Raw genomic sequence first — 22,005 nt, forward strand, 5'->3', positions numbered from 1 at the left:
TATGTATTTCCCCAGACTTTACCCAGACGAACTCCTCTACAGCGCCATCGCTCGCTGCCGGGTTCATTTGGGAGTTGACACTCATAAGAGCCTGTTGAGGGAGCTGTTCGGCGATACCAGAGTAGCGGCGATTACTGACCTGCCCAGCCATTTGGAAAGTCTGGCGAGCAACACAGGCTTGGACGCAGGTGATCTGGTGGCCAACCATACCCTATTCCCGCTTTATTCGCCTTTCATCCCGCAGGATCGCCGACAAAGACTTCTCCAGGCCATGCTGGCTCCAGACATGTCCGGAGTGATAGGTCTAGCTGGCTCTTCGACAGCCTTGGTCAAATGGCCCGAGTGGTTACGTTACTGCCCGCTCTGTCTTGAGGAAATGGTGGCGAAATTTGGGGAGCCCTATTGGCGGCGAAGCTGGCAGGTCCAAGGTGTGGACGTCTGCCCGGTTCATGGTTGCGCACTTGTGGATTCGCCGATCCCATTCAGGCGAGCACAGAGACACGAATTTCATGCAGCCTCTTCCCTGTTCCTGCACGATGGCGCCACAGCCGAGCCCTGTGGGGAAGGAGCTGCTAGGCTAGCGGGCGCATTAACGCAGCTCCTAGCTTTCAGGGGAACAATCCCCTCCGGTTATGAGGTGTGGACCAACTTCTATCGGCATCTGGCAGCTGAATGCGGAGTCATGAAGGGCCAGCAAATCAAGACTTGGAGCATATGGGAAAGGCTCCTTGAGCTTTATCCGAGGGACTGGCTTGCTGTCAATGGCCTATGGGCGACAAAACCGCCGCCTTGGCTCCAATCCATGTTCAGGAAGCACCGCAAGGCGTTTGGCTTCCTGCAACACCTCATTGTTTGGACAAGTCTGAGGCCTGGGCAAAACGTCGATGAAATTATGGCTGACGTAATGGTCTGTTCGGCTGGTATTGCTCCCCATCCATCTATGCCACAACTACCTGCCGATGCTGACGTGAGGCAAAAGTACCGATCTCAGTGGCTTGCTGCCCTCAATACATATGATGGAGCTAAGGCAGCCAGGGGGGCAGGCTTCCAAGCCACCTATGCCTGGATCTACCGGCATGACAGGGAATGGCTGCTAAATGTCGACAAGACCAAGCATGCTCGGCAGGGTAACAACAGCTGCATCAATTGGGCTGCCAGAGATAGAAAGCTAGTGCGACTTCTGGTGAGAATAGGAGAACGCTCTGAATCGGATCTAAGTCAGCCACGCAAGAGTCGTAGTTGGTTCCTGCGCCAGCTTCCTCATCGAGCATCCGTCGAGCGCCACCTAGATGAATTATCTCTTTGTCGAGCTTATCTGGGGCGATATGCCGAGTCTGTAGGGGAGTACCAGATCCGTCGTTTGACCAATGCCATGATCGAAGATGCTATGGCTGGCCAGCATTCAAGGGGTTGGCAATTGGCACGACGCTGTGGATTGCAGAAGGGCAAGATTGCTTCCCTGACAGCCTCATTTATCACAAGCATAGGAGGATTGGATTGAGTCGTATTTTGTTCCGCCAGATCCCTAAAGATGCCAAGTTGCTGGCCGTAGGTAATTTTTTCAGAGCTAATTCATCAGGATCATCGTGGCATTTAGCATCGATTTTCAGTCAAAAAAACGAGATGGAGCAACGTCAGTTCGGCTTGGAGATGAGTTGTATTTTGGGCATTGGCCGCGAGTTTGTCGCAGAAGATGAAGTCCCTTATCGCTCGCATGGCTTCCAGAAAAAACTCAAGCTACCACCGATAGCGGAATGGTGCGAAAAGCTGCTGGGCGAATGTCCCCGCTTGTCCAGAAGGCTTGCCCACAATCCTGAGGTGGCCAGCCAACGATGCTTCGTGTTTGAGGCGGATGGCCTCACCGTCTGGCTCCCCAAGTTCGAGCTGGCTCGCAAGCTCTTCTTCCATGCCGGTTTCCTGGCCCGGTCAGCCTTTGAACCCAGTGGCTTGGACATGATCTTCTCGGTGCAGAGGGATCAGGACGCCATCCATATCCACACCCCAGCTAAGACAGGGGCTCCGGCCCGCCTGCTCCAGATGGAATCGTATCGTGATCTCTTCAGTTGGCTGCTGCTAAGTGATGGCGTTAAGCAGTCTTTCGAATCTATATGGCGATGCCTCAATCAGGAGCAGCGTTCATCTGGCGGACGATATACACGCTGGCAGTTCAACTTTGAGCCACCGGCCACCATTTCAGGTGTCAGCATGGACGTTCTTGGTCCCTTAGATTGGGACAGTAAAGAAATGCTGGTCTGGGAGATTAAGACTCTACAAGGGCTCGAGTTGAACTGTTTTCAACCTATAGCGTTCCATCACCCAGCACTCAAGCTCTCAGTTAGTGGAGAGGGGGGAGGAACCAGAAATCCAAGTTCATCTAATGATGACATCATATTGGATGGTGAGGAGGATACGAATGAGGATAAAGACCGCCAACTGTTGGACCTATCGATGGAAGGGGTATCCTTCCGTGGGCAGCGGCATACGCGGGCCGTCTACCAAGGACAGAGAGCAAGCCGTTTTGGTCAGAAACTGGAAGGTGAGGCACTTTCTGGCAATGGCGCTCTCTTGGGGGTGTGTGATGACGTAACTGGTGGGGAGATAAGCCCTGTCGAGTTCCAGCAACTGGAAGGGCAACAAGAAGAACAGCAGGAGGCGGAAGTTTTCCCCAACCGCTTTGAGTCACTAAAAGAAATCATCAAGCAGATAGCCAAGCAGCCAGACATCGAGTCGGTAGCGATGGAGGTGGGGCCATTACCACAGGTTCTCCATCGTAGTTATCACAAGATGGAGGATGGGTCTCATCGTTGCTACTTGAAAGCCCACTTCAAGTTAAAGAATGGGCAAGAAAAATTTTTGCTGGAGGTGGATACCAGCGATAACAAGAAGCGCTTGTCTACACGTATCGTCAGGATGAGGCCGGGCGTTAATCCCTCCCAAGCAATCTTGCAGATATTGAAATACACAGTACAGGCCTCGTTGCGATGGCCGGCGAGTATCGAAACGTTTTGTGATGTCAATGAACCAATACATCATCCCAAAGAAGATTTCAACAACCTCACTGTGAGGCAACAGAGCTGGCTACAACGCCTGTTGCTGTGTGTGCGCTCATGATGGTAAGACTCGCGATACGTCGAAAATTGGATAGATGTATTGCTAAAGCAGTCAGGTTTCCCTATAGCTCGCCTTCGGAGTAGGAGAAACCATGAAGGATCCCGTCTGGTCCGCGAGTAAACAGTGCTGCATTGTACGTAAGGTTTAGAATCCCTGTCATAATGTATCTATTCAGTATGTATATATATACAATAACGCAATTGCACAGACATATGCGTGGCGTTTTCATGCGATTCACTGACCTCAAAAGTGAGACCTTAAATCTAAGAGTTTCCAGAAAGTTCAAACAGGCCTTAAAGGAGGCAGCGGAGCATGAGCAGCGGAGCATGGTGAATATGCTTGAGGTACTCCTTTGTGACTATTGCGACCGCAAAGGTATTGTGTTGCCAAGCCCAGAAGCCAGCCAAGAACTTGGTCAGGGTCGAGCAGTAACTGGCCGTAAAAAAAACGTAGGGGTTTCTATATGACTTTTCGCTATATTGGCTCCAAATCTAGACTCATCGACAAGATAGCATCCCACATTGGGCCGCCTAGAGAGGGCGCGTTTTTTGTGGATGCTTTTTGTGGAACTGGAGCTGTAGCTGAGGCCGCTGCGGAGCATGGTTGGAATGTGCGGATTAATGATAGCTTGCACTCAGCTGTTATCTCTGCTGGAGCACGTCTTATTAGCCATGATCAGGTGACCTTCAAAAAACTTGGTGGGTACTCTGGTGCTGTTAGCAAGCTAAACGCAGTTAAGCCATTGCATGGTTTTATGTGGCGCACTTATAGCCCCGCTTCGATCGATACGTGTGGAATTGAGCGTAGGTACTTCACCGAAGAAAATGCAGCTCGGATCGACGCTATGCGCTGCTTGATTGTTGAGTGGAAAGGTGCCGGATATATTGACGAAATTGAGGAGAGGCTGTTGATTGCCGATCTCTTTGGTGCACTGAACCGCGTTGCCAACATTGCGGGCACTTTTGGCTGCTTCCTCTCCAAATGGACAAGCCAATCTCAAAACAAGATTGCCATGCGTTGCCGTGATCTCAAAGAAACTGGTGTGTGCGTTGAGGCTACCGTGGGTGATGTGTTCGACGTTCCGAATGTTGCACACGACCTCGTGTATTTGGACCCCCCATACACCAAGCGTCAATACGCAAGCTATTACCACATCCTTGAAACGGTGGCTCTTGGCGATGAGCCTGTGGTGGAGGGTGTTGCGGGACTTCGTCCATGGAAGGCCTTGGCTTCTGACTTTTGCTACAAGAGCCGTGCTCTCAAAACACTCTCGCGTCTGGTGCATGGCTTGAAGGCTCAAAGGGTACTGCTCTCGTACAGTAGTGAAGGACACATCTGCATGCAGGACATGAAGGCTGAGCTTTCTAAGATCGGCTCGTCCACAATGTACCCTTTGGGCGCCATTGGTCGATATCGCCCAAACAAGGTTGCCAGTAGCTCGGCGTCCGATGTGAACGAATTTTTGGTGGTCGTGAAGAGGTCCATGGCACAGCTTCCCCAAGCCCAGTCAAAAACAGTTAAAGCCATCAAACCCGTTCTCGTGGGGAGCTATGCATGAGTGCTCCTCGGCCTGTTGAAGCAGAGTACCTAGCCCCAGCAGAAGCGGCACTCACTCGGGCTGTGGGAGGGGACTATGGCCCAACTAGCTTTGAGCTTCGGCTTCAAGTTTTGGAGGCAGCGTCAGCGCGTTTTGGCGGGTTTGACCTAACGGCGTTTCACGAGGCTTTTGGAGTCAAGAGCAAGCGCCCAGCATCAGAGCTTTTGGAGCTTGCGGCACCTGTAGCAAGTGCCATCGAGCGTTCACCTATTCACCCTGCTTTGGCACTGAGTGTCCTGGCGCGTGAGGTCTTGCATGAGCAGGACCGAAAAAGCACGGGCGCCTACCATACGGACTTTCGCCTAGCTACACGACTGGCGAAGCTCGCTGCCCCCAAGCTCACACACAAGAGCAAGGTGATTGATCCTGCCTGCGGCGCAGGAATTTTGCTAGCAGCGCTGACTCACGCAGTTTGTGGGATGGATCGAGCCAAGACTGCGCATTGGTTGGCTCACGGTGTGTATGCAGCGGATCTTTCGGGTAACTCTTTGCGTGCGGCACTGCTTGCGCTTGCTTCGTTCACTGATGATGTGTCGACTCTTAAAGCTATGCGTGCACGTTGGTACTGTGGCGATAGCTTGATGGCAGATCGCAAGGTTTGGACTGCCATGGTCCCTGAGGGTTTTGATGCGGTGATCGGCAACCCACCATGGGAAAAGGTCAAGCTCTCACGGCACGAATTCTTGAAGTCCTCAGGCACCAAGCGCCACTACGGGGCCCAAATTCATGGGCTTGATGAGGAGCTGTTTGCCCAGCAGCGCGATGAGGTAGCGAACTACTCTCGTCGCCTGTTGGCTCGCTATCCCGATTTGGGTAATGGAGAGCCAGACCTATACATTGCTTTCACGGACCTCTTTTTTGAACTCTGCAAAGAGCAGGGTGTGGTGGCTGCACTAATTCCCGGTGGGCTCATTCGCTCGCAAGGTACCCGCGCCATGCGGCAGAAAATTTTTGATGCGAGCCAAAGCGTGTCCATGTCGATCATTGATAACCGTGCACGGTTCTTTGCCATCGACACACGCTTTAAGTTCCTGGCCGTGGCTCTCACGAAGGCTGGCTCTGAAAAGAGCAAGTGTGATCCCATCACTCTCATGCATGAGCGGGGCACCCCTACGGGCTTGGAGATTACGGGAACTGCCACTATTGGGCGTGCAGCACTTGCGGGTGTTCGGGGCGATTTGAGCCTTCCCGAGGTTCGTAACGTGTCTGAGTGGACGCTCTTCTCAAAGATCGGAGAAGCAGGTGTTTCGTGGGAAGAGCCTGGTTATGGCTGGACCCCGAAGTTTTGCCGTGAAGTTGATATGACCAAGGAGCGTCCAAAGTTCCTGGGGCGTGCCACGCCTAGCGCTTTGCCACTGGTGGAAGGTCGAATGGTGCAGGCGCATCGCTTTGGTGTAAAAGGGTACGTGTCTGGCACTGGTCGCCGTGCGTTGTGGGAGGCTTATGCCATCGGAGGCTCACGCCTTGCCCCCCAGTTTTGGATTCACCCCTCCGACGTGCCCCGTGCTAACCAGCGCCGTGCGGATGTGCTGCGTGTGGGCTTTTGCGACATTGCGGGTCAGACCAATGAGCGTTCGCTCATGGCCTCGTTAATTCCTGCTGGGGTGGTCTGTGGCAATAAGGTGCCCACGATCCTTTTCCCTGAGGACCCATCGGAAGAACGGCTGCTGGTGTGGGTGTCCATCGCCAACAGTTTTGCCTTTGACTGGATGCTTCGGCGTGTGCTCACTACGACGGTGAATTACTTCCTGCTGCAAAGCGTGCCCATGCCAAAACTCGCCAAAGATGGTTTGCCATGGAAGAGGCTGGTGAGTGCTGCACGCGAATTGCGCACACTCGACAGTGCGGGGGCTACTCGTGAAACCTACGAGCGCATGGCGCAGCTTCGTGGGGAGATTGATGCGGAAGTGGCCGTGGCCTATGGGCTCGATTTAAAGGACATGGAGTTAGTGCTCCAAGACTTCCCGCTTTTGGATCGGGGCCAAATGTGCCTGCCAGGTGAGGCAAAATCCACAATAACCCGGGATAGTGCGTTGGCTGCAATGGCAAAACGTACTGGAAACATGTCAACTGTTTGGTCGCATCGTGTGGCAGATGCTCGTGCGTTGGGGGCGCTAGCTTATGTGCCCTCCGAGCTCGCCCTTGGAGGTGAAGAAATGGAAGAAGAAGGAGCTAAAAGTAATGGCTAGTGGTGCTGGGCATGTTGCCCGAATTCTATACAAAGAAATTGTCGCTGGGGACCTAAGAAAAATTCTTGCCCAGTCAAATGATTCAGAGACTGGTGGTGGTGCCCGCGATTTTCGTTTTGGCTCCTTTAGAACACTGCTGCCTGTCATCACGCTGATGTTTCCTAATAAGGCCAAAGAAAAGCGTAAACGCGATGGTGTAGTTGAAGAAATTGACGTGTTCCAAGGTGAGTTTTTCTGGCACGACTCCAGCGGGCAGGTTATGCGTAAGGATTCGTTCTTTGAGCCTCCAACTGATGTGCGGCCATCCGAAGGTCGCATTGCTCGGGTACATGAATACGGCTGTTTTGACACCAGCCGAGTACCCAAAGGTGGCGAAGGCAACCGCGTTTTGCTTTTGCTAATTCAGTTAAACGATGGATCTGTTTGGCCTCACTATGCAGAGGAACAAACTTTACGTATCCAGGGCAAATGGGATGCCGTTGTGGCTGCTGAATTACTGGGTTGTTTGGATGCCAAACGTGCAGCTAATCGCGCAGTGATAGGCTACCGAGACTTCACTAACCATGGAAAGTACTGTAATGGCAAGTGAAAACTGCAAACAGGTGTTAAAGCTACTCGCACGTTCGCGCAACGTGCTGGTGTCTGGTGCACCTGGCACGGGCAAGTCCAAGCTCTTGGCCGAAGTTGCTTTGGCCTTTGAAACAGCCTTTGGTCTTGCTCCTGCAGATAGCCCACCGCAGCTCAATCCCATGGGCGGCATCCCGATTCCTCCTGCTGCTGGGGCTGTTAAAGGCATTCCTGCTCCCATGAAGATGGACCGCAAAGTCTTTCGGACGGTCTTCCACCAAAACTCCAAGTACCGCGATTTCTTATCGGGCATCACGCCTGCGGTCAACAAGGCAGCAGGAGACCCAGACTTCACCATCGTGAAGGGGACTCTGTACCGTGCGAGTGAGCATGCGAAGGGTGCCAATGGGGCTGCACTGTTGATCATTGATGAGATTAACCGAGGTCCTGCGGTGCAGGTGTTCGGTGGTGCCATTGTGGCCATTGAGTCCGATAAACGCTTGGCCTCTGATGGGGCCAAACGTGCTGAAACGCAGTTCTTTGAAATGCTCGATCCCGCCTCTGGTGATGTGATCGAATACGCACTGCCCCATGACCTCTATATCTTGGCTGCGATGAATCAGGCCGATGCGTCTGTGGAGCCCTTGGATGTCGCGTTCTTGCGTCGTTGGGAACCTATGCGCTTGGAGCCCGATGAAGCGGCTTTGCGGACGTTTTACGGTCTGGGTGCCAAGGGTGTCAATGCATTGCCTGATGTACCTGCCAGCGTGAACGATGCCTTGGAGGCTTCGGTGAGTGCCTGGATTGCTATAAACGCGCAAATTGCTCTGGGCCGTGGTCCCGAGTTTCAGATCGGGCATGGTGTACTGATGTCGGATGTGAAGCCGCAAACATTGGGCCTTAATGAAGCTTTGGGCACGCTGTGTGTAGGGTGGGCCAAGGTGCGTGCACACGTGGAAGAGGTGTTCTTCGGGGACACACGAGGAATTGCAGCGGCTCTTAATGCGCTCGATGGGCCAGCCTTTAATCCGTTCAAGCTCACCGAAACAACTTTTGCGGATGATTTACGCTTTCGTTTTGAAGGGCCCACGAATTTTGCTGAGAACAATATCTATGCGGCTCTCAGGGCATTTGCCAATCCGAGGGGTTAACACGTGGTGAACCCCCGAACACGGCTGTCCCTTGTTGAGTACGGTACACCCGTTGACCTGAGCCGTGCGATTGCTGACGCGATTGGGGTGGATCGCACGAAGGCCAACAGCCTTTTATTGGAGGCTGGGAGCCGGGCTGCGTCGAGCTTGAGGCTTAGCTACAACCCTATCAGTGTGGATGCCAAGGGCACACGTGCCATCGATTTTGCGGGCCTTATTCGCCTGGCACCTTCACTGGAACTGGAAGTTGCTCCCAAGTTTTTGGGGCTCGACGACACAGATGCAGCGTGGCGCGAAGATTTCTTTTTCCTCTCCACGCTTTCACGTCATGGGCGGCTCTTGGCTTCCGAACGTTTATCGGCATCAGGTGGTACTCCAAGGGATTTGTCTACGCTAGTAGCTCGTTCTATCACGAGCATGTACGAGGCCCGTAAACGTCGGCCACTGCGCAGCTATCGTAGGGTGCGTGAAGCAGACTTCTTCATCGATGGGGATCCTGATCCGGTGGATCTCATCTTTCCTTCACCTGATGGCTTTGAGCAAGAGCTCATTCGCTTTGATCGCAAGAACGGTTGGAACGGAGACATCGTGGCAGCGGCCAAGGAGTTACTCCCTGAAGTAAGTGACCCGTCAGCCGCAAGTTCGCTGGTGCGTTTGATTGAAGACCTTTCGCCTCAGAACGTTGCTGTTAACCGTCGAAACCCCATTCCTGCACGGCACCGAGCGTGGAAGCCACTGCATGAGCTGTCTATCGATGTGCTCGGAGGCCTGGGGCTTAACTACAAGCAGGGACAGGCCCATGCACCTGGTTACTTAGTGAATACCTGGCGCGTGTGGGAAGATCTGTTAACGGTGGCTGCACGATTGGGCTTTGGTCGCAGTGCCGTAGTGCCCCAACAGGGCTATCCCTTGGGCACTAAGATCAGGATGAGTACCGGTGCTGTGAGCAAGCTTTCAGTGTACCCAGACTGTGTGATTGAGTCCGATGGAACAAGGCCCAGGATGCTGCTGGATGCCAAGTACAAGGGCCACGTGGAGAAGGGACAGCTTCGCATCAGTGAAGCTGACATCTACGAAGCCCTAGCCTTCTCCAAGGCTACTGGATGCAACCTAGTGGCACTAGCCTATCCAGCACAACCAGGCGATGCCCCGCAGCCCGTAGGGGCGTGCACTGTCTTTGAAAAGGCTGTGGTGGATGCCGTGCAAATCGTGGGCATTCAGATCGAGAGCCGCCTGATTTCTAGGGCGGGAGCTCTCAGACTATTTGCCACAAACATGGCTGCTGGGGTTACAGCAGCCTTTGTGTGATTGATTCAAGGGCTTCTGCCTAACAGATTTAGCGATGGTTGATTTTACCTTTAGGGGCGGCCTGAAAACGTTTAACATTGTCGGCAGCCAGGAGCTTGACTGCGCCAAACAGCAGGTTAAGTAGTACCAAGCGTTGGCGTACCAGTATGCCGTTAAGGCTTTCTTAGCGCTAAGGATGAAACTTTATTTCTACGGATCCGACCGGCAGGTGCGCCCGGCCTCTGGTTTAGGATGATACTTTACCCCTTGTTTCGAACAAAAAACCACCGATTCAGGCGGCTTTTGCCGTTAGTTAGGATGACACTTTATTTTTATCCCACATGAGATGAGATCTTCATCTCATGGTCCGCACGAGCCGGTGTCTGCCATGCCCATCAAATCGGGCTGGCGCACCGGCTTTTTTGTGGAGCCGGTTCTCGAAAGCTACTCGATTGTTTTGTAAGCTGCTTCTAGTCAGAGTGGCAAGGTCGCCGCTCATCATCTGGCAGGAGTGCCGATCATCATGAGTCGCCCCCAAGCTCTTCGTCAGCCCGCAACCATATTGGTGGTGGACGACACCCCGGACAACCTGATGCTGATGGCCGCCTTGCTCAAGGAGAGGTACAGGGTCAAGGTGGCCAACAGCGGTGAGAAGGCGTTGCGCATCCTGCAAGGGGATCCGTTGCCCGAGCTGATCCTGCTCGACGTCATGATGCCTGGGCTCTCCGGCCATCAGGTGGCCGAGCGGCTACAGCAAGACCCCCGTACCCGCGATATCCCCATCATTTTTCTCACCGCCATGACTGCCGTGGAGAGCGAGATCCAGGGGCTGGCGCTGGGTGCCGTCGATTACATCACCAAGCCCATCAATCCGTCACGGGTTCTGGCCCGGGTCGATACCCAGCTGAAGATCAAGGCGGCCGCCGATTTCCTGCGGGATCAGAACGACTTTCTCGAGCAGGAGGTCCGGCGTCGCACCCGCGAGGTGATGGCGATCCAGGACGTGACCATCCAGGCCATGGCCTCGCTGGCGGAGACCCGCGACAACGAGACCGGCAACCATATCCGTCGCACTCAGCACTACGTCAGGCTGCTTGCCGAACAGCTGCGCACCCATCCGCGCTTTAGCCACTTCCTCGATGAGGAGACCATAGGGTTGTTGTTCAAGTCAGCGCCCTTGCACGACATCGGCAAGGTCGGCATTCCGGACCATATTCTGCTCAAACCCGGCCGTTTAACGGTAGAAGAGTTCGAGATCATGATGACTCACACCACTCTGGGCCGTGATGCCATCCAGCGGGCCGAGGATCAACTGGGTATTTCGGTGGATTTCTTGCGTCTGGCCAAGGAGATAGCCTACAGCCATCAGGAGAAGTGGGATGGCAGCGGTTACCCGCAGGGCCTGGCCGGAGATGCCATTCCCATCAGCGCCCGCCTGATGGCGGTGGCAGATGTCTACGATGCGCTGATCAGCCGCCGGGTGTACAAGCCGGGCATGCCTCACCAAGAGGCGGTGGATATCATCCGTCAGGGCGGTGGCTGGCACTTCGATCCGGACATCTGCGCTGCCTTCCTGTCTTCCAGCGACCAATTTCACGCCATTGCCGAGCGTTTTACCGACAGCGATCAGGACATGGCCAAATTGCCGGCGGCCATGACACCTACACCCAAGCAACCCTGAGATCCCGACAAGGAGCCCTCGATGAGCCTGCTCACCCCGCTCGAGCGCCTCGCGCTGCGGCACAAACTGACACTGGGATTTTCCGTGCTGCTGGCGTTGGCACTGGCGCTCGGGGTGCAGAGCCTGCGTACCCAGGCCAGGCTCGCCAGCGATCTCAAGTATCTCTATACCCAGGAGCTGGTGGGAGCCCTCAATCTGCATGAGGCGCGGGTGCAGCTGCCGCATATCGTGCTGGCGCTGCATAAAGCCATCGACACCGACGACGCCCACGTGCGTCTCGATGCACTCAAGCTGGTGCAGACTGCCCGGCAGCATTTGCAGGACCAACTGGCCCTAGCCCAGCCAACCCTCTGGCGTACCGAGAACCTTGTCCGTTCCTCGGAGCTCGAATCCTTGCTCGAGCGTCATCAGCAGATCGGCGAGCAAGTCCTGCAGCTGGCCGAGCAGGGTGATCAGGAGCAGGCACAGTTGCTGCTCAACAGCACCGATTTTGAGCGGCTCCATACCCGTGCCGATACGATCCTGGAGCAAATTGCGCAGCTCAAGCAGAACGCGCTGCGGGATCTGGTTACCCAGATCACCGTTTATGCCGATCGAAGCAGCGTGCTCACCTACATCCTGTTGCTGGGCGGTCTGGCACTGGCGCTGGTGTTGGCCTGGCTGGTCAGCAAGTCGATCAGCAACCCGCTCAGGCGAGTACGCCAGGCGGTGGACCAGCTGGCCGCCGGGCAGCTGGATCAATCCATCCCCCATACCGACATGCATAACGAGACCGGTGATCTGGCGCGAGCCATTGCCACCTTGCAGCTTGAGGCGCGCCAGCTCGAGCGCCAGCGAACGGTCAAGACCCTGGTCTCGCGCTTGCAGGTCGACTTGCAGCAGGCAGAGAGCCCGCAAGAGCTGGCACAAGTGTTCTTCGCTCACGTGGCGCCATCACTGGGCACCTGCCAGGGGGGACTCTACAGCCTGCATCAAGGCTCGAACAGCCTGCAGCTGCTGGGCGGTTATGCCAATGATCCTGCCCATCCACTGGCTGCCAGGGTTGCCCTCGGCGAGGGGCTGCTGGGCCAGTGTGCTGTCGATCGCCAGCCGCGCCAGCTGGAGGGGCTGGCCGAGTCATTCTGGCACGTGCGATCCCAGTTGGGAGGCGCGCCAGCCAGCTATCTGCTGGTGCAACCCGTGATGCGTGGCGATCGCCTGCTCGGAGTATTGGAACTGGCCGGCCTTCGCTCACAGGGGGAGATAGAGACCCTGCTGTTGCAGGAGGTGTTGCCCAGACTGGCGAGCGCCATGACCATCATGGAGCGTAGCGAGGCCGCCCTGACACTGTTGCAGGAGACCCGGCGCCAGGCCGACGAGATGGGGGCACAAACCCTGCAACTGGAGCGTCAGGCGGTGGAACTGGAGGCGCAGCAGACGGCGCTGCGTGCCACCGAGGCCTGGTATCGCGGCATCATAGAGGCTGCGCCGGACGGCATGCTGGTGATCGGTGCCGATGGCCGCATCCTGCTCACCAATCCGCAGATGGACAAGCTGTTCGGCTATGCCGGCGGTGAGCTGATCGGTCAGTCCATCGAATGCCTGGTGCCGGAGAGCGGCCGTGGCTCTCACGTGACTCTGCGCGATGATTTCATCGCTCACGGCAGCACCCGCCAGATGGGGGCCAACATCGAAGATCTGCAAGGGGTACGCAAGGATGGCAGCCTGTTCTCCGTGGAGATCGGCTTGTCCCACCTGCCCACGCTGGCCGGACGTGGCACCTGTGTCTGTGCCTCGGTGCGGGATGTCAGCGAACGGCGGGCATTGGGGGCCAGGCTGCGCACGGCCAGCGAGCGCCTGACGCTGGCGCAGGAGGCTGGCGGCATAGGTCTGTTCGATATCGATCTCGTGACCGGCCATGGCTACTGGACGCCCCAGCTGGAGAACATGTTCGGGCTGGAACCGGGCGGCTTCGGCGGTACCCTGGATCACTGGAAGGCGCTGCTGCACCCCGACGATGCGGCGCTTGCGGGCACTGCCTTCGAGACGGCGATCGCCAACGGCGATGACCGACTCGAGATCGATTTTCGTATCCAGCGGCAGCGGGATGGGGCGGTGCGCACCTTCAAGTCCCTGTGTCGCTTCACCCGCACCCCGGAAGGGGCGCCATTGCGGGCAACCGGGGTCAACATCGACGTCACGGCGCTGACCGAGGCGCGCGCTGTCGCGGAGGAGGCTACCCAGGCCAAGAGCGCCTTTCTCGCCAACATGAGCCACGAGATCCGTACCCCGATGAACGCCATCATCGGCATGAGCCATCTGGCATTGGGTACCGAGCTGGATCGCCGTCAGCGCAACTACATCGAGAAGGTGCATCGTTCGGCGGAGAACCTGCTCGGTATCATCAACGATATCCTCGACTTCTCTAAGATCGAAGCCGGCAAGATGGATCTGGAGCTGATCCCCTTCCATCTGGAGGATGTGCTGGATAATTTTGCCAACATGATAGGCCTGCGTGCCGAGGATAAGGGCCTTGAGCTGCTGTTCAACACCGCCATCGATCTGCCGACCGCGCTGGTAGGGGATCCGCTGCGGTTGGGGCAGATACTGATCAACCTTGGCAACAATGCCGTGAAGTTCACCGAGCACGGCGAAATCGTGGTCGGTGCCGAGTTGATCGGTGAAGAGGATGGCAGGCTGGCGCTGCACTTCTGGGTGCGCGATACCGGTATTGGCATGAACACCGAACAGTGCGAGGGGATATTCCAGTCCTTTAGCCAGGCCGACAGCTCGATCACCCGCAAATACGGGGGAACCGGGCTGGGGCTATCCATCTCCAAACGCCTGATCGCGTTGATGGGGGGACGCATCTGGGTGGACAGCGTGCCGGGACTCGGCTCCACTTTCCATTTTACGGCCATCTTCGGCCGTCAGGGCGAGCTGTTGCCAAGGCGCATGTTTACCCTGGATGAGCTGCGCGGGGTGCGGGCGCTGGTGGTCGATGACAACGCCAGCGCCCGCGAGATCCTGTACGGCATGGCCAGTAGCTTCGGGGTCGAGGTGGATGTGGCCGACAGTGGCCGGATGGCCCTGGCGATGCTGGTGGAGGCCGAGCGCAGGCACTTGCCCTATGACCTGGTGTTGATGGACTGGCGCATGCCGGGCATGGATGGGGTGGAGACGGTGCGGCAGATGCATGGGGTCAATCTGGTCCAAACACCCTCGGTGATCATGGTCACCGCCTTTGGTCGCGAGGAGGTGCGCGAGCAGGCCGAACAACACAGTGTTGTGTTACCCATGGTGCTGACCAAGCCGGTGACTCCCTCCACCTTGCTGGAGGCGTTGGGCCGCGCACTCGGCAAGACGCCTCAACTCGATACCCGCATGGCAGAACGCAGCGAGCAGAGCGCCACCGCCACCGCCAGCCTGCATGGTACCCGCCTGCTGCTGGTGGAGGACAACGAGCTGAACCGCGAGCTGGTCAACGAGCTGTTGCAGGGGGTGGGCATAGAGTTGTATCAGGCATTTGATGGTCAGCAGGCGCTCGACGTGCTGGAGCACGACGCCGATTTCGACGGCGTATTGATGGATTGCCAGATGCCGGTGATGGACGGTTACACCGCGACCCGGCTGATCCGCCAGCAGCCACGTTTCGCCACCCTGCCGATCATCGCCATGACGGCCAACGCCATCAGCGGGGATCGCGAGCGCGCACTGGCTTGCGGCATGAACGACCACATCGCCAAGCCGCTCAATGTGGCCACCATGTTCGCCACTCTGGCCAAGTGGATCAGGCCGCGAGCCCGTTTGCCGGCGGCTAAGGTAGCAGAGGTTGCATTGCATGCTGGCATCATCTTGCCCGCCGAGCTGGATGGCATCGATCAGGCCGCCGGATTGGCGACCTGTCAGGGGCATACCGAGCTCTATCTGCGGCTGCTGCACAAGTTCCTTGCCGCTTATCGAGGCTTTGCCGAGCAGTTCGAGGTCGCAGTTGCCGACCCCGATCCTGCGGCGGCGGCCCGACTCGCCCACAGCCTGAAGGGGACGGCCGGCAATATCGGCGCCCTCGAGGTTGCGAAAAGAGCGGCCGAGCTGGAACGGCTCTGCCAGACAGGGGCGACGGGTGAGCTGATCCAGGCTGGCTTGGCCGAGGTGGAGCTAAGCCTGGGGCTGGTACTCGGCGCGCTGGCCGGCCTGTCAGAGGAGAACTCTGCACCTAAGCCGCCGGTACAAGCGCCCGATCCCGACCTCCAGTTGCGTTTGATCCGGCTTGGCCGTTTGCTGGCCGACAGCGACAGCGAGGCGGTCGATCTGTTGTTTGAGCTGCGATCACTCGCGTTGGCGCCTGTCTTGGCCGAGCGCCTGGCCCGGGTCGCGCAACAGGTGGATCGCTACGACTTCGATGCCGCCCTGGCTCTGCTGGAGGGCTGATCTGGAAACGAGGATGAACCGGATGCTTGCATTAGATGGTTGGTGGTATGGCCCCAGAATGGAAAAGAGCCGCATTGCGGCTCTTTTTTTCCCCCTCTGCGGTCTAGGACAGGCGCAGGTTGGTGATGGTCACATCATCCAGTGAGGGCACTATGATGCCGCTGGAGATGCTCTTGGCGATCGCCTGATTGCGGTTCTTGGAATCCGTCTTGTTGGTGACCTGATTGAGGTGGAAGTTCACCGTGCGTTCGCTGATGCCGAGTATGGTGGCAATCTCCCAGGAGGTTTTGCCCTCGCTGGCCCAGAACAGGCACTCCTTCTCCCGATCCGACAGCTCAGCCAGGTGCTTCATCAGGTCCGGTCTGCTCTTTATCAGCTGCAGCGCCGAGTTGAAGATGTAGCTGGCACAAAATGACAGCAAGGGAACGTTTTCAAACATCAGGTCGGAACTGGATCTTTCCTTGCTGATGAAGGAGAGGATGCCGTGCTCCCCCTGCGGGGTATGCAGCGGGAAGGAGACGCCATTTCTCACCCCGAAGTCGGCCGCGAGATTCATGACCTCCCGGCTGGCGCTGGGCAGCCAGGGAGAATCGCAGTCAAGCTTGTTCCAGAAGATGGGCTGGGTCTGCTTCAGGCCCAGAAAGACCACCGGATCCTGAGTCAGGTAGTGCCGCTCCGAATAGGCTTCGAACCAGCTGGTTGGGCAATTGTTAAATAGTGCTACGTGGGATTTTTGCATGCTGATGGGAAAAATAATCAGCAAACGGAAATAATCAAACCCCATCTGATGACTGAACCGCTCCAGTTGTTGCTGGATATCGCTGGTCTTCTTGGCCTTGGTGAACCGATCTATGTGTTCCCAGATCGCATCGTTAAACATGTCACTCTCCTTTTTCGACCTCTATCATCCTGATCGAAAAGATATTTTTTAGTTATTTAGTATGGTGTTGTGACAACCAACGCCAGTAAATCCCGTGTTTGTCTAAAAATTATCCTGTTTTTTCGGCAGAAGGCCAAGAAAATCATCTGATTGCCTCTGAGACTGCAGTTTGAGACAATGAGAATAGTTATCATTGTTAAGATTATGTACCATGAAAAAGCTCTGGGGTCTGGCCTTATTGCCACTGGCCGTTCATTTCGTCGCCAATGCCGACGAGCTGGTTGCACCAGCACTGAAAAACAGCATCGCTGACGGAAAATCCTCCCAACAACGTGTAGAAAAGGCAGCCGATGCGGCCGTCTTGGCCAGGACCGAGCTGCAGAATGCGCAGCTGCAACTGCGCGATCTGGATGCCTACAACCGCTACATGCAGTCACTGGTGGCCGATCAGCAAAATGAGCTGGACAAGCTGACCCGGCAACTGGCGGCAGTGGAGCAGACCCGGCAAGGGCTGATCCCGCTGATGCTGCAGATGCAGGCCGATTTGGAACAACTGGTGCAGGACGACATTCCCCTGCGCAAGGACGATCGCCTGGCACGGCTCGCCCAGCTCAAGCTGACCATGGCCCGCGCCGATGTGAGCGAGGCCGAGAAATTCCGCCAACTGCTGCAGGCCTACCAGATCGAAGCCGAATACGGCAGCCGGATGGACACTTATCCCGCCCAGCTGGAACTGGATGGCGTCTCGCGCCGGGTCGACGTGCTGGCCCTTGGCCGTGTTTCCCTGCTGGCCATGACGGCCGATCGCAGTCAGGCCTGGCGCTGGTCTGCCGAGGCCAGGCAATGGCAAGCTCTCGACAGCCAGTGGCTCTCTCCCATCGCCGACGGGCTGGAGATGGCAGCCGACAAGAGAGTCCCGCAACTGTTGCAACTGCCCCTGTCTGTCGCTCGTAGCCAGGAGGCTCAGTCATGAAATGGTTTCCCCTTCTGATTTCCCTCTCCCTCGGCTCCCAGCTTGCACTGGCCAATGAAGACTGGCAGGCGCAGGAGCAGGCGCGTGAGCAACAGGCGCAGCAGGATCTGGCATCGGTCTCGGCCGAACTGAGCAGTGCTCGCGCCAAGCTGGCCGCCGCCCAGAGCCTGAGTAAACAGCTGGCCAGCCAGTTCGCCGACAACGAGAAGCAACTGGTGGCGCTGAACGGCCAGTGGGAGCAGGCCTCCGGCGACATGAACGAGATCTTCACGGTGACTCGCCAGGGTGCGAGCGATGCGGTCAAGTTGTTGAATGACTCCTCGGTGCAGGGTCAATACCCGGATCGGCTGATCGCACTGAAGGCGCTGGCGCAGGACAAGCAGGTACCGGATCGCACCGCCCTCGCCCTGTTGCCCGCCACCTTGCTGCAAGAGATCCGTGAGTCTGGTCGGATTGCCCAGTTCACCGGCAAGGTGCTCGATGCGCAGGGTGTGTCCAGCGAGCAGCCGCTGACCCGGGTCGGCAGCTTCGCGTTGTTTGGCAGTGCCGGTTTCTTGCAACCGAGCGCCGAAGGGCTGAGCCCGGTACTGGGACTGCCCGGCGGTTTGCTGTCCGAGCTGACCGCCTATCAGGGCAAGGAAGGTGAGGCGTTGCCGCTGGATCCCTCCCACGGCGTCCTGCTCGAGATGCTGGCCCAGGCGCCGACGTTCTGGCAGCAGGTGCAACAAGGTGGCCAGGTTGGCGCCATCATAGTGCTGCTGGCCGCCATCGGCCTGGGCATTGCCGGGATGCGGTTGTGGAGCCTCTCTCATGAACTGAGGCTGGTGCGTCGTCAGCTCAAGAGCGGCGAATACCATACCGACAATGCCCTTGGCAGGGTACTGACGGTGGCGGATGAGCATCCAGAGTTGAGCATGGAGACGCTGGAACTGCGCCTCGATGAGGCCATTTTGCAGGAGACGCCCCGCATGGAGCGCGGCATCGGCATGGTCAAGGTGATCGCGGCTATCGCCCCCATGCTGGGCTTGCTCGGCACTGTGACCGGCATGATCGGCACCTTCCAGGCCATCACCCAGTTTGGTACCGGTGATCCCAAGATCATGGCCGGTGGCATCTCGATGGCGCTGATCACCACGGTGCAGGGGTTGATTGCAGCCATTCCACTGATCCTGGCCCACAGCCTGCTGCAATCGCGCTTCACCGAGCTTTCCAACGTACTGGAACAGCAGGTAGCCGGCATTCTGGCCGAGCGTGCCGAGCGTAACGGGAATGGGTTGGAGCGAGTGGCATGATGCTCGACGTCTGGCAACAGTTGCAGAGCTTCATGGGTCGTGGCGGTCCCGTGCTCTGGGTCATCCTGGCCTTGCTGGTGCTGATGTGGATTTTGATGATCGAGCGGCTGCTCTACCTCTACCTGGGCTTTGGCCCGTTGCAGCAGCAGTTGTTCGATCGCTGGCAGGGGCGCGGTGAGCGCCACAGCTGGCATGCCAGGGCCATCCGTGGCCGCTGGCTGGCCGAGGTCGAGCTGGAACTCAATCGCCATCTGATCTTCATCCGAACCCTGGTGGTGCTCTGCCCCATGCTGGGCCTGCTCGGTACCGTGACCGGCATGATAGGTGTATTCGATGCGTTGGCCGCCGCCAACCGTTTTAACCCGGAAAGCATGGCGGGCGGGATCTCCCGTGCCACCATCCCCACCATGGCAGGTATGGTAGTGGCGTTGTCCGGGGTGTTGTTACTCAGCCGGCTCGAGAGTCAGGCCAAGCGCGCCTTGGCCAAGACCCGTGATGGCTTGCGAGAAGAGAAGGTAATGCAATGAGACGGCAATCCAAACGCCAACGCGATGAAGTGCAGATCGACATGACCCCCATGCTGGATATCGTGTTCATCATGCTGATCTTCTTCATCGTGACCACGACCTTCGTGCGTGAAGCCGGGCTCGAGGTACAGAGGCCGCAAGCCAGCGAGGCCAAGGCACAGAAATCTTCCAGCATCATGCTGGCGATTGGAGCCCAGGGGCAGATCTTCCTCGACCGCAAGCAGGTCGATGTGGAGCGGGTGCAGGCCAGCCTGGCCCGTTTGCTGACGGAGCAACCCGACGCCAGCCTGGTGATCCAGGCCGACGAGCGGGTGCCCCACGGTCGGGTGGTGCGAGTGATGGATGAGGCCAAGGCAGCCGGGATCGCCAACATCGCCGTGGCGGTGGCACCGAAATGAAATACAAGCTGATGAGCCTGGGACTGGGGGGCGCCCTCAGTCTGGGGATCCTGCTGTTCATGGCCACTCTGGTGGAACCTCCAAAGGGTAAAAAGGGGGCAGAGGAGCAGAAAGCCATCGTCATCAACATGCAAAGCGAGATAAATGAGGTGCAGGTGCGCGAACGCCCGGTGCCGCAAGAGCCTGAACCTTTGCCTGAAGCCCCTGCCGCGCTGGCCTCTGCTCCTATGCCCATGCCGGCGGCAGCGCCACTGCCCTCGGTGCAGCCGAGTCTGGATCTGGTCTCCACCTTGAGCGCCGTGCAGGTCTATGCCCCCGGTGTGACCACTAGTCCAGCACCGGTGGCGAGCGGCAACTTCCACGGTCAGTCGCAAGGAATGGGCATAGGGGTTGGCGATCTGCTGACTCCCTTGCAGCGAGTCGAGCCCGTCTACCCCTATCGCGCCCAGCAGGCAGGAATAGAAGGCTCGGTGACCCTGCGTTTCAGCGTCGACGCCGAGGGCCGGGTACAGAATGTGGAAGTGCTCGAGGCCAAGCCCAAGCGCCAGTTTGAGCGGGCGGCGATCCAGGCCGTCAGCAAGTGGCGTTATCAGCCAAGGCCGGGCGCGCCCGACAAGCTGGAGCAAGTCATCAACCTCAAATTCAAACTGGAGTCGTAAGATGCTGCGGATCTGGATCTGCCTGCTGGCCCTGCTCAGCCAAGCCTGCCTGGCCATGGAAGTGAGCCCGAATTTTTCTCGCCAGCTGGAGCCTGTGATGAAGCTCTATCAGTCAGGACAATGGCAACAGGCTCAACAGAAAGCCAGCGGGCTCAAGCCGGCATCCGAGGCCGAGAAGGCCTGGCTGGCCCAGTTGCAGGCATCCCTGGCGGCCAACTTGCAGCAGACCGCGCAGGCGAGTCGTTACGTGGAACAGGCGTTGGCCTATAAGGAGTGGCCGGCGCAACAGCAGCTTCAGTTGCTGCGTCTGCGTGGCGATATCCAGGCACAGCAATCCCACTGGTCTGGTGCCATCGCCAGTTACCAGGCCGCGCTGGCATTGAAAGCCGATGATGGGCTTCGGTTGCGGTTGGCGGGTCTCTATTACCACAACAAGCAATATGGCGAAGCGGCCAGTCAGAGTGAACAACTGCTGAAGAAAGGCTGGCATAAGCAGGCGGCGATCATTCGCCTCTCCGCCCTCAGCGCGCAGCAGCGTTATGCAGTCGCTGCCGATCAGGCGCAGGAGCTTGTCCGTCACGAGCCAGGAGAGAGCAAGTGGTGGCAGCAGGCGGTAGCACTGAACCTCTCGGCCAAGCGCGGCGATCAGGCGCTGGCATTGCTGCAGACCGCCATCGATCGCCAGTTGATGGACGATGTGGCCGCGCGCGGTCAGCTCATCCGTCTGTATGCGTGGCAAGGGTTGCCCTATCGTGGAGCCCGCTTACTGGAGACGGCCATGGCCAAGGGGCAGATGAAGCCGAGCGCCGAGAATCAGCAGTTGCTGGCCCAATTGTGGGAAGGGGCGCGCGAATGGCCCAAAGCGGTCGATAGCTGGCAGCTGCTCGCCAAGCAATACGCTCATACCAAGGCGAGCATGCGTGCCGCCGAGTTGCTGTTGCAGCAAGGCAGGACGAATGAGGCCATGAGCCAGCTGGCCGTTATCAAGTCGACGAAGGGCGAGCAGGGCAACAGGGCCAAGGCACTGCTGGTGCAAGCACACCTTAATAAGGAGCAGTATGCCCAGGCGCTGGAATTGGCTCTCGAACTGCAGCAGGTAGATAGTTGGCAACAGCGCGCAACCAGCTGGGTCAACTACATCCAGGCCCAGAGCGAGAATTTGGATAAAAAAGCGGCGTAAAATAGAAGGGAAGCCGACGTTTTATACGGCTCAGCCTGCTTTTTCAGCAAACGGGATCTTTTTCACAAAAATCCCTTGTCATCGCGGTCTGGCTCCCTATAAT

The 22,005-nt window shown here is 57.5% G+C and carries 16 protein-coding genes; 15 read left to right on the forward strand and 1 reads right to left on the reverse strand.

Annotation, left to right across the window (positions count from 1 at the left end; all coding sequences use genetic code 11):
- Window position 1: 1 nt before the first annotated feature.
- The 9 genes from ACZ9IL_RS17910 to ACZ9IL_RS17950 all read left to right on the forward strand — a co-directional run bounded on the left by ACZ9IL_RS17910 (window position 2) and on the right by ACZ9IL_RS17950 (window position 15,993).
- A complete protein-coding gene (locus ACZ9IL_RS17910) occupies window positions 2–1,501 on the forward strand; it encodes a TniQ family protein (protein ID WP_476004682.1) in 1,500 nt (499 codons plus the stop codon).
- Entirely contained in the window at window positions 1,498–3,111 is a 1,614-nt protein-coding gene (locus ACZ9IL_RS17915; protein WP_476004683.1) for a Tn7-like element transposition protein TnsE, read from the forward strand. Before ACZ9IL_RS17910 ends, ACZ9IL_RS17915 begins: the two co-directional genes overlap by 4 nt.
- Before the next feature lie 463 nt (window positions 3,112–3,574).
- Window positions 3,575–4,669, forward strand: a complete 1,095-nt coding sequence (locus ACZ9IL_RS17920; RefSeq protein WP_476004684.1) for a DNA adenine methylase — start codon at window positions 3,575–3,577, stop codon at window positions 4,667–4,669.
- A complete protein-coding gene (locus ACZ9IL_RS17925; RefSeq protein WP_476004685.1) occupies window positions 4,666–6,897 on the forward strand; it encodes an Eco57I restriction-modification methylase domain-containing protein in 2,232 nt (743 codons plus the stop codon). The genes ACZ9IL_RS17920 and ACZ9IL_RS17925 overlap by 4 nt, the downstream gene beginning before the upstream one ends.
- On the forward strand, window positions 6,890–7,486 hold the full coding sequence (locus tag ACZ9IL_RS17930; RefSeq protein WP_476004686.1) for a hypothetical protein: 597 nt from the start codon (window positions 6,890–6,892) through the stop codon (window positions 7,484–7,486). Before ACZ9IL_RS17925 ends, ACZ9IL_RS17930 begins: the two co-directional genes overlap by 8 nt.
- Window positions 7,461–8,615: an AAA family ATPase gene (locus ACZ9IL_RS17935; protein WP_476004687.1), complete on the forward strand. Its 1,155-nt coding sequence runs from the start codon at window positions 7,461–7,463 to the stop codon at window positions 8,613–8,615. Before ACZ9IL_RS17930 ends, ACZ9IL_RS17935 begins: the two co-directional genes overlap by 26 nt.
- Before the next feature lie 3 nt (window positions 8,616–8,618).
- Window positions 8,619–9,923: a 5-methylcytosine restriction system specificity protein McrC gene (locus ACZ9IL_RS17940; RefSeq protein WP_476004688.1), complete on the forward strand. Its 1,305-nt coding sequence runs from the start codon at window positions 8,619–8,621 to the stop codon at window positions 9,921–9,923.
- A 502-nt stretch (window positions 9,924–10,425) separates the two neighbouring features.
- On the forward strand, window positions 10,426–11,583 hold the full coding sequence (locus ACZ9IL_RS17945) for a response regulator (protein ID WP_476004689.1): 1,158 nt from the start codon (window positions 10,426–10,428) through the stop codon (window positions 11,581–11,583).
- Window positions 11,584–11,604: 21 nt separating this feature from the next.
- Entirely contained in the window at window positions 11,605–15,993 is a 4,389-nt protein-coding gene (locus tag ACZ9IL_RS17950) for a response regulator (RefSeq protein WP_476004690.1), read from the forward strand.
- Between the two features lie 103 nt (window positions 15,994–16,096).
- On the opposite strand, the gene ACZ9IL_RS17955 is transcribed toward ACZ9IL_RS17950, so the two are convergent.
- Window positions 16,097–16,873 carry a LuxR family transcriptional regulator gene (locus ACZ9IL_RS17955; RefSeq protein ID WP_476004691.1) on the reverse strand — a complete coding sequence of 259 codons (777 nt, stop codon included), beginning with the start codon at window positions 16,871–16,873 and terminating at the stop codon, window positions 16,097–16,099.
- A 211-nt stretch (window positions 16,874–17,084) separates the two neighbouring features.
- Here ACZ9IL_RS17955 and ACZ9IL_RS17960 point away from each other — a divergent pair, with 211 nt between their 5' ends.
- The 6 genes from ACZ9IL_RS17960 to ACZ9IL_RS17985 are packed head-to-tail and all read left to right on the forward strand — an operon-like array spanning window position 17,085 to window position 21,902.
- Window positions 17,085–17,846 carry a DUF3450 domain-containing protein gene (locus ACZ9IL_RS17960; protein ID WP_476004692.1) on the forward strand — a complete coding sequence of 254 codons (762 nt, stop codon included), beginning with the start codon at window positions 17,085–17,087 and terminating at the stop codon, window positions 17,844–17,846.
- Window positions 17,843–19,138, forward strand: coding sequence for a MotA/TolQ/ExbB proton channel family protein (locus ACZ9IL_RS17965; RefSeq protein WP_476004693.1), 1,296 nt, complete (start codon window positions 17,843–17,845; stop codon window positions 19,136–19,138). The genes ACZ9IL_RS17960 and ACZ9IL_RS17965 overlap by 4 nt, the downstream gene beginning before the upstream one ends.
- Window positions 19,135–19,665 carry a MotA/TolQ/ExbB proton channel family protein gene (locus ACZ9IL_RS17970; protein ID WP_476004694.1) on the forward strand — a complete coding sequence of 177 codons (531 nt, stop codon included), beginning with the start codon at window positions 19,135–19,137 and terminating at the stop codon, window positions 19,663–19,665. The genes ACZ9IL_RS17965 and ACZ9IL_RS17970 overlap by 4 nt, the downstream gene beginning before the upstream one ends.
- Complete coding sequence (locus ACZ9IL_RS17975; RefSeq protein WP_476004695.1) at window positions 19,662–20,063, forward strand: ExbD/TolR family protein; 402 nt, start codon at window positions 19,662–19,664, stop codon at window positions 20,061–20,063. The genes ACZ9IL_RS17970 and ACZ9IL_RS17975 overlap by 4 nt, the downstream gene beginning before the upstream one ends.
- The gene (locus ACZ9IL_RS17980) at window positions 20,060–20,722 is read left to right on the forward strand and encodes an energy transducer TonB (RefSeq protein ID WP_476004696.1); all 663 of its coding nucleotides are present in this window, start codon (window positions 20,060–20,062) and stop codon (window positions 20,720–20,722) included. Before ACZ9IL_RS17975 ends, ACZ9IL_RS17980 begins: the two co-directional genes overlap by 4 nt.
- A 1-nt stretch (window position 20,723) precedes the next feature.
- Complete coding sequence (locus ACZ9IL_RS17985) at window positions 20,724–21,902, forward strand: tetratricopeptide repeat protein (RefSeq protein ID WP_476004697.1); 1,179 nt, start codon at window positions 20,724–20,726, stop codon at window positions 21,900–21,902.
- The last annotated feature ends 103 nt before the right edge of the window (window positions 21,903–22,005 follow it).

Source organism: Aeromonas sp. TECH754, from assembly GCF_056279295.1.

Excerpts from the sequence above, each read along its gene's own strand:
- ACZ9IL_RS17970 (WP_476004694.1), top strand. The coding sequence starts at position 19,135 with ATGATGCTCGACGTCTGGCAACAGTTGCAGAGCTTCATGGGTCGTGGC.
- ACZ9IL_RS17985 (WP_476004697.1), top strand. The coding sequence starts at position 20,724 with ATGCTGCGGATCTGGATCTGCCTGCTGGCCCTGCTCAGCCAAGCCTGC.
- ACZ9IL_RS17945 (WP_476004689.1), top strand. The coding sequence starts at position 10,426 with ATGAGTCGCCCCCAAGCTCTTCGTCAGCCCGCAACCATATTGGTGGTG.
- ACZ9IL_RS17935 (WP_476004687.1), top strand. The coding sequence starts at position 7,461 with ATGGAAAGTACTGTAATGGCAAGTGAAAACTGCAAACAGGTGTTAAAG.
- ACZ9IL_RS17960 (WP_476004692.1), top strand. The coding sequence starts at position 17,085 with ATGAAAAAGCTCTGGGGTCTGGCCTTATTGCCACTGGCCGTTCATTTC.
- ACZ9IL_RS17930 (WP_476004686.1), top strand. The coding sequence starts at position 6,890 with ATGGCTAGTGGTGCTGGGCATGTTGCCCGAATTCTATACAAAGAAATT.
- ACZ9IL_RS17925 (WP_476004685.1), top strand. The coding sequence starts at position 4,666 with ATGAGTGCTCCTCGGCCTGTTGAAGCAGAGTACCTAGCCCCAGCAGAA.
- ACZ9IL_RS17965 (WP_476004693.1), top strand. The coding sequence starts at position 17,843 with ATGAAATGGTTTCCCCTTCTGATTTCCCTCTCCCTCGGCTCCCAGCTT.
- ACZ9IL_RS17980 (WP_476004696.1), top strand. The coding sequence starts at position 20,060 with ATGAAATACAAGCTGATGAGCCTGGGACTGGGGGGCGCCCTCAGTCTG.
- ACZ9IL_RS17975 (WP_476004695.1), top strand. The coding sequence starts at position 19,662 with ATGAGACGGCAATCCAAACGCCAACGCGATGAAGTGCAGATCGACATG.
- ACZ9IL_RS17910 (WP_476004682.1), top strand. The coding sequence starts at position 2 with ATGTATTTCCCCAGACTTTACCCAGACGAACTCCTCTACAGCGCCATC.
- ACZ9IL_RS17920 (WP_476004684.1), top strand. The coding sequence starts at position 3,575 with ATGACTTTTCGCTATATTGGCTCCAAATCTAGACTCATCGACAAGATA.
- ACZ9IL_RS17950 (WP_476004690.1), top strand. The coding sequence starts at position 11,605 with ATGAGCCTGCTCACCCCGCTCGAGCGCCTCGCGCTGCGGCACAAACTG.
- ACZ9IL_RS17955 (WP_476004691.1), bottom strand. The coding sequence starts at position 16,873 with ATGTTTAACGATGCGATCTGGGAACACATAGATCGGTTCACCAAGGCC.